This window comes from Yokenella regensburgei (genome assembly GCF_051486985.1).
Taxonomy (GTDB): domain Bacteria; phylum Pseudomonadota; class Gammaproteobacteria; order Enterobacterales; family Enterobacteriaceae; genus CBFFRJ01.
Map to the genome: position 1 here is coordinate 1 of NZ_JAHVDV010000059.1, position 7,446 is coordinate 7,446.

8 protein-coding genes are annotated in these 7,446 nt (G+C 51.6%); all 8 read right to left on the reverse strand.

Annotation, left to right across the window (positions count from 1 at the left end; genetic code table 11):
- A partial coding sequence (locus KXR87_RS22960) for a contractile injection system protein, VgrG/Pvc8 family (RefSeq protein WP_437434501.1) occupies positions 1-380 on the reverse strand: 380 nt, incomplete at its 3' end.
- A 114-nt stretch (positions 381-494) separates the two neighbouring features.
- Positions 495-887 (reverse strand): DUF4150 domain-containing protein, encoded by a 393-nt coding sequence (locus KXR87_RS22965; RefSeq protein WP_437434502.1) that lies wholly within the window; start codon positions 885-887, stop codon positions 495-497.
- 9 nt (positions 888-896) lie between these two features.
- Positions 897-1,502 (reverse strand): DUF3540 domain-containing protein, encoded by a 606-nt coding sequence (locus KXR87_RS22970; RefSeq protein WP_437434503.1) that lies wholly within the window; start codon positions 1,500-1,502, stop codon positions 897-899.
- Between the two features lie 13 nt (positions 1,503-1,515).
- A complete protein-coding gene (locus KXR87_RS22975) occupies positions 1,516-2,586 on the reverse strand; it encodes a pentapeptide repeat-containing protein (protein ID WP_437434504.1) in 1,071 nt (356 codons plus the stop codon).
- A complete protein-coding gene (locus KXR87_RS22980; RefSeq protein WP_437434505.1) occupies positions 2,583-5,123 on the reverse strand; it encodes a DUF2169 family type VI secretion system accessory protein in 2,541 nt (846 codons plus the stop codon). The genes KXR87_RS22975 and KXR87_RS22980 overlap by 4 nt, the downstream gene beginning before the upstream one ends.
- A 268-nt stretch (positions 5,124-5,391) precedes the next feature.
- On the reverse strand, positions 5,392-5,628 hold the full coding sequence (locus KXR87_RS22985) for a hypothetical protein (protein ID WP_437434506.1): 237 nt from the start codon (positions 5,626-5,628) through the stop codon (positions 5,392-5,394).
- A 360-nt stretch (positions 5,629-5,988) separates the two neighbouring features.
- Entirely contained in the window at positions 5,989-6,396 is a 408-nt protein-coding gene (locus tag KXR87_RS22990; protein ID WP_437434507.1) for a hypothetical protein, read from the reverse strand.
- Between the two features lie 14 nt (positions 6,397-6,410).
- Positions 6,411-7,446, reverse strand: a 1,036-nt coding sequence (locus KXR87_RS22995) for a type VI secretion system Vgr family protein (RefSeq protein ID WP_437434508.1), incomplete at its 5' end; no start/stop codon positions are given.

Sequence of the window (7,446 nt, forward strand, 5' to 3'; positions counted from 1 at the left end):
ACCTGATATTCACCCAGCAGCGTTTTCACTATCTGCACCGCCGTCTGACCCTGGAAAATGCGCAGATTGCGGTCACGCTTCATCGGCCACAGGTCCGGTTCAACGGTAAGCTGGTACACCGCATAGCGGGTGCCGGAAAGCTCCACGGCGCTCACCGCCACACGGGTGATTTTCCCGTTAAGAAAACGGGGCGAAAGAAGGTTTTGCGTAGGAATAGTAACAGTGGCAGGTTTGCCCAGTAGCTGGCTCCTGTCCAGGCGCGCATCAGTGCCAAGCAGCGTCAGCTCCAGCGCAAACGGCTCTGACAGGGCTTCCCGCCCGGAGAGTTTCCAGAAAAGCAGCCCCTCAACCGGAAGCTGTACGGTAATACGGTTAAGCATAAAGTTCATTCCGTTTCGTCATGAAAATACAAATGCACGCAGAAGTGAATACAGGGTTAATAAGACGCCAGAGATCGTTTGTTACAGTAAAGGGTACTGCAGGTGTTGCCTCCTTTAGGGTGCCAGCAGTAACACCTTGAACTGACTGGGGACAATGCGCATCCCAATAGCATTCGTAGAGTTTTGCAGACTGATACTGGTCAGTCGCGTCGCGGGTGTGCCCTTGAGCAGGACGGTAAACGCGCCGGTTAAATGCCGCGACGGCCCCATCACCGTGCCGGACGCGACGCCCGTGGCCACGCCCGGATTATCGCCAACGGTAAGCGGTGTGACCGTCGCCATGTTGTGTGCAGGCATCCCCATAAACAGGATGTTGAGGGCATTAGGAATGGCCGTTGGCCCCAGGGCAACATCCGGATAAGGAACAGGCACTGGCGCTGGCATCGGCGTCAGGCAAACATCAGGAAACGCCAGGTCTACCCCGAAAAGCTGGCAATTAGCAAACATCGTCGTTCCTCATCCCATGTGGATCTGTTCAGAATCGATTTTGGTTATCGCTTTGGAGGTGATAACCGTGTTGTGCGCATGCAGTCGCGCATAATCCTCGGCTTTGATATCCAGTTGCCCGGCACGCACCTGCTCCGTCTGCCGGGTGGTGCGAAACAGGTTATGGCTGATTTGCGTTACGGTCTGCCATACCGATTCTGCCCGTTTGCCGACAATGCGGGACAAACTGACCCAGGCGGAGAGTTTGTCACCACTGTATTTCATCTCACTGATATGGCAATCGCCCTGCGCTGCGCTCACTTTCAGGGCCGCGCCGCGCAGACTGAGCTCCCCTTCACTGCGAATCAAAAGATCCCCCGGCACGCTAAGTTCGCAGGCTTCTGCACTGACTCTTTCCAGGACCGCCAGCAACCAGATTTGATTGTCGACACCGGCAATCAACACAGTGTCCCCAACCTGTGGCGCAATTACGCAGCTCACGGCACGACGGCAATGCCAGCCACGCCCTTCACTCTCAACCATCAGACTGCCATCAGCAAAACCTTGGGTGACAATGCCCGATGCCTGGGCTGACGGCACAAGTGAATGCGCCAGTGAATGGTTTATTTTGTTCATCTTTTACTCCTCATCATTGACGACTCTGGCGCTGTAAGCTCCATGCTTCCGCAGCTAACAATTCTTCGTCATAGTCCAGAATGCCCTGTCGTCCGCTCAGACGGGCGTTATCCAGTTGGGCACGGTGCATGCGGGTGCGCGAGAAGGTGGCGCCACGAAAATCTGCCCCGTCCAGATTCGCGTATGAAAAATCACTGTAAGTCAGGTTACACAACGTAAAATGCGTGCCGGTGGCGTGGCTGTTCTGCAGAATGCTTTGAAAGAGTCGACTCTGACTGAAATCTGCCTTTTCCAGTATCGCCCCCACAAAAATAGCCTGATCAAAGACGCTACCCTGACACCGTGCTTCCGTCAGATTGGCTTCCATAAACAGTGCCTGACTGGCATTGACCTGATTCATATTTGCGCCTTTAAGGGATGCGCCCTTGAAGTTGCACTGCGTTAACTGCGCGCCATCGAAATTGACTTCATCAAGTTGGTTATCGGTAAACTGGCAGCCGGTAAATCCCTGACGGGAATAGTTCTTCCCACGCTGATCGCAGTTAAAAAAGACGGCACGTTCAAATGTCGCCCGTTCAAATTCAGTCGCACGAAGATCGCTGGCGTAGAATGTGGTCAGCAAAGTTGGGCATGCGGTAAAACGCGCATTGTTAAGATTTGATTCGAAGAACACACTGCGCTCGATTTTCGCGGCATCAAACTGGCTGTTCTCTACTTCACAGCTTAAAAACTGGGTCGCCTGTATTTCTCCACCGGCGAAGCGGCTGGCGGTTAACGAACATTTGTTGAAGATGCACTCGTTAAGCACGGTCTTAGTGGCATCGATATTGCCCATCTCACACTGGATAAAGAGCGTCTGTTCCAGTCTCGCCTCTCGCAAATCGGCATGCTTAAACAGGCACTCCGTAAAGACCGCCTCTTTCAGATTGGCATGTCGCAGGTTGACGTGGCAAAACGAGATATCCTGAAAAATGCCCCCGGAGAGATCGCATCCCTGTAAATCCAGCCCGTCCAGAGTAAGGTCACTGAGTGTTTCGCCACTTTTTACGCGCTGCTGCAGTTCAGCGGCTGTCAGCATTGTCATATCACCTCTCCATCCCGTTTGGGCAGCGTTTTGATGCGCTTCGTCCAGGCACCGTCAAACCGTGTCGTATCGCTGGTAAAAGACTGCGAGAGATCCGCGCGAAACAGATTCGCCCCCGGGAAGATGGCCCCGCCAAGCTGGCTCTTTTGCAGGATGGCCCCCATCAAATTGGCATCAGTAAAATCAACGTTTCGCAAATCAGTGCGAACAAAAAGGCTGCCCATCAGATTGGCCCCCACGAAATGGCAGGATGCGCAATTCGCCTCGCTGAAATCACTGTTGTCCAGTTTCGCCTGGCCGAATTGCGCCCCGATGAGCGGCGTTTGTCGCAAATTGCATTGTCTGAGCGTGGCGTAGCTGAAATCCGCACCCGTAAAGTCGCTTTCCGAAGCCACCGCCGTGGTTATACAGGTGGCATGGCTGAAACAGGCCTGTTCCGCCTGTGTTTGTACAAATGAACAGCTGTCGAGCGTAGCCGAATGGAAGTTTGCTGCGACCAGTTTCGATTGCATAAAGGCACATTTTTGTAGCGTTGCACCACGAAAATCGGGTTCCGCAAGCGTCAGTTCCATGAATATGCAGTTATCGAGTTTCGCCATGTGAAAACGACAACGGCTTAACCCGGTTTCACGCAGAAGCAGTCCGTCGATGTGAGCCTTATCGAAAATACAGTCCGCAAAATATGTGTTCTGCAACTGGGTATCTTTAAAACGCGCGCCGCTGAAGTCGCTTTGTACACACTGCGCCAGTGACATGCTTGCCTCGGAAAAATCACAACCCTGCATCGAGGTTTTTTCAAATTCCGCGCGCGCCAGCACGGCCCCCTCAAAACAGACACCGTCCAGTTTTGAATGGCGAAAGTCGACGCTTTCCAGTAATGCTTTGCGGAAATTCGCACCGCGCAGATCCATCCCGGAGAAGTCAGCACCGGTCAGATCCATGCCGGTAAAATCCCCGCCGAGTGCCAGCGTTCGTTGTGCACGTTGACGAATAATCACCGCCAGATCGCCTTTAAGACGCAGCGCCGGAGGCTGCGTCTGGACAGCCAGTCGATACATTTGATGCAGCATCTCGCATGCCTGCTCGCGCTTTTTCTCGCTCATCGTGTTGCTTTCGCGGTAGAGCATGTCCTGCATCTGATGCAGGGATTCCGGGCCACGTGGCAGATTATCTTCACTGTTCATTTGCGGATATTTCGCGGCGGCTTCTTTCTTGTGTGCCTCCGCTTGCTCTTGCATCTCCTGCGCCTGACGCTCCATTTTCTCCATGAATTCCGGCAGTTCTTCGAGTGTCGGCATTGGCGGCTCGGCAAGTTCTTCCATTAATGCGTTGACATCTCCCCCGCTTTCTTCAAGTCTGGCGCGATGTTGTTCTTTTAGCAGCCGCTCCCGATTTTTCATGTTGTCCTGCATCGCGCTGGACGACTGCGCCACCTCGTTGTCCAGCCAGGGGCCAATGGCATCCTCGGGAAGCAAGTCCTTTTCCCTGAATGCAAAGAGCGCCCCTTTTTCTTTATCAAGACGCTGATTCAGGACCTTGCGGTAGTGATGAGATGAACGGGCTGCGCCGTACTTTTCCAGCGCGGGGATGAGTTGCAACACATCCGCGGCATCATCTTCGTTGATGCGAATATGCCCCTGCCAGATAAGCAGCATCTGTTCCAGATGGGGAAAAAACCAGACGGTGGTCGCTCTGAGCGTAATCTCTTCGAAAAGGATTTCTTCCGCCCGTTGGCGCTGGATAAAGCAGCGTGCCTGCCAGGGCGGCAGCGTGCCTTCCTGTATCGGTTTTTCCGGATGCATGTTCCAGATGCGCCAGTGCGCATTTTGCGGTAATGCGTCTTTGTCATCCCACCACTGGTCGGGGCTGGCAGCATTAAATACCGTCCAGTCGATGTCACGGGAAAAGCCCGGAAACTCATTCTGCAACCAGCTCGCGTCGTATTTGTTGCCCATTTTTTTGAAACGGCGAGGCCAGGTCATATCGAGCGGCCCAAAACTTGTGGGCTCCGGTTTCTGATGCGTTGACGTGATACGACCTGACAGGGGCTCTATGTTGGGCAATCGGCGAAACTCATGACCCTGATGTATTTCCGGTCGAAAACCGACGCCGTGAGGATTGTCCTCAAAGCCTTCCCCACCGTAAGCGCGCGACCAGTCCAGACGCATCTCCTTCCAGGGTTGCGGCGCGGTCATTTTATTGTCCACCCAGTAACGGTCGCCGGATACCACCAGTGATTTACTGAGCGCCTCAATGTCGATACGCGCGATGGCCGTCGTTTTATCTTGCTGATGATGGGTATAAACATGGCCTGTCGCCAGAAACTCAGCGCGGGTTTTCGGAATGGCCATATCAATCACGCCGCCACTGGTGTGCAGTTCACGGGCGGCAAGTTGCCAGAGCTCCATCTCGGGGCGCAGTTTAGGGTTTGCCCCCATATCAGCCAACGCGAGTACCGAGACACCAAGATGATTTTTTCCCTGCCAGCGAAAAGGACGATTGAGCACACTCAGTCGCAAGGGCTTCACTATCTTCATCGGCTATTTCCTTTATCACTCAGAATGAGCGGCCTGTCATATCACGCCATACGCTTGGGATGGGCGGGCGACGATAATATCGACATTCGCACCCATTCCCTTTTTCCTGACCGTAGCCTGGGTGAAGACATCGTTCATATCGGGGATGAGGTTATTTCGAAAACTCAGATAGAAGATGCCCGCTATCAGCACAGTCATTTGCAGAGGAAGTCAATACCAATAACGCTCCAAAAAGTTCATAGCATCACCTTTCAGGAATCAGCCATTATTACTGGGTTAATAAAGGTTTACCCCCAGGGTCTTTAACGACAGTAATATTATTTTTTTCATCTATCTCTCCCTGATAAATATTACCAATATTGTACGAGGCAACGGCAATTAACCAGGCGGTTTCATCGTGTTTTTCAACAATCCAGCTTTTACCATTACCCGGTTCCTCTAATCGTAACGACATCCCGTTGACCGGGCTGCTATTGATAAATAACCCGCTCTGTTTCATTGGCATAATGGTAATAGTTACATCTCTACCAAGAACGAGAATCTGCGCTTATCGTCGTGATATCCAACTGACGCCCATTCTTTATCGTTGTTTTTAAGCCATTGTTTAACACCCGTGTGTCAATATCTTCGACAGGGGTTGCCCGCTTTTTACGATAATGAATGTCGCATCACACGTCACATCATCCGTCTGCTTTTTCTTGATGGTGGTCGTGCGGTTACCATCAATAGTCTCCGTTCATCGTTCTCCACCGACAACACCATGTCTTTTTCCGAGTTGTTTCTGATCGTTAGGGCAACAGGCGGGCATACGCTTTGGGGCGCAGGCCGCTACCGGTTGCCCGGAGTGATTCTCCCGTTTACGTCTTTAATTTTTTAACGCTACAGAGGGTTGCCCGACCTGCACCGGCCTGCCGCTACCATCTTTAACGAAAACAATTTTTCCCGTTTTATTTTCAACTTTACCGTAATATACCTCGCCGACCTGATAGGAGGCGACGGCAATTAACCAGGCGGTTTCCTGATGTTTTTCAACCAGCCAGCTTTTTTGGTTTTTAACATCCTCAACCCGCAACGACATATCAATAACGGGATTGTTGTTAATGAACAGGCCATTCTGTTTCATCGTCAATATCGTAATATTGACATCACTACCCTGCTCAAGAACCGTCTGCTCTCTCTCCTGAGAATTGCGCACAACGCGGTGGGCAAAATAGATAATGATGGCGGATAAAGACAACGTCACAACAATATTCACTACATTAAAAAGAGACATGCTTGTTCCTTGGCTTACATGACCATACAGAGGGCGAAAAGCGCCGTTTTAAGGCTTCCGCTCTCCACGCGAGCAGCTTCAACACGTTGCGCATTCACAATGGTGTGACCAAAGGTGAACCCTTTATGCGAGACATCAACCGCGGTAAAGGCGTAGCTGCTGCTTTTGATCGCGACCGTTCCCACTGAGAAAGTAAACTGTTTAATAAGGTAATCCACCACGTCCTGCGCGAAACTCGTTTTCTGAACATCGTTGCGTTCAAAGACGGGCGAATCAATAAACACTTTAGTGCCGCTTTTAATAGTAATTTGACCTGGGGACTGGATCATGATTTTTCCGTCCACGTATTGCGTCCACTCACCGCTGATATCGACGTTGACGTTATCAGTAATGGTCTGGGTTTGCCCACCTGAAGTAATAGTGATGGTTTCTCCGGCATCAATCGTTTTATCGTGTTTACCTTCGATATGGGTTTTATCACTGCCGGTAATGGTGCGTTGATTATTACCATCAAGGGTTAATATTCTGTTCCCTTTAATGGTGCTCTGATCGCCGTCATTCTTAATTTCAAGCCTACGCCCATTCTTAATGGTGATTATTTCGCTGTTATTGAAATTCTTGGTTTCAACATTGTCTACGGTGGTAGTGCGTTTCTGTTTATAGGTAAAGGTGGCGTCCTGCAAAACCGTATCCGTCTGCTTTTTCTTGATGGTGGTCGTGCGGTTACCGTCAATGGTCACCGTTTTGTCGTTCTCAACCGACACCACCATGTCTTTTTCCGAGTGCATCTGCACGGACTCATTGCCCGGATTATCTTCAAAAAAGAGAAAGCTGGCATTATCCATGTTGCCGTCTTTACTGCGGGTCATAAATCCCATTCGGGTGGCGTCACCGGGTAATTCCCAGGGCGGCATACTTGCTTCGTTATAGACGCGTCCGGTGACGATGGGTCTGTCCGGGTCGCCGTTGATAAAGTCCACCACCACTTCATCGCCCACGCGCGGGATCTGCACCCCGCCAAAACCCTGACCTGCCCATGCGCTCGATACC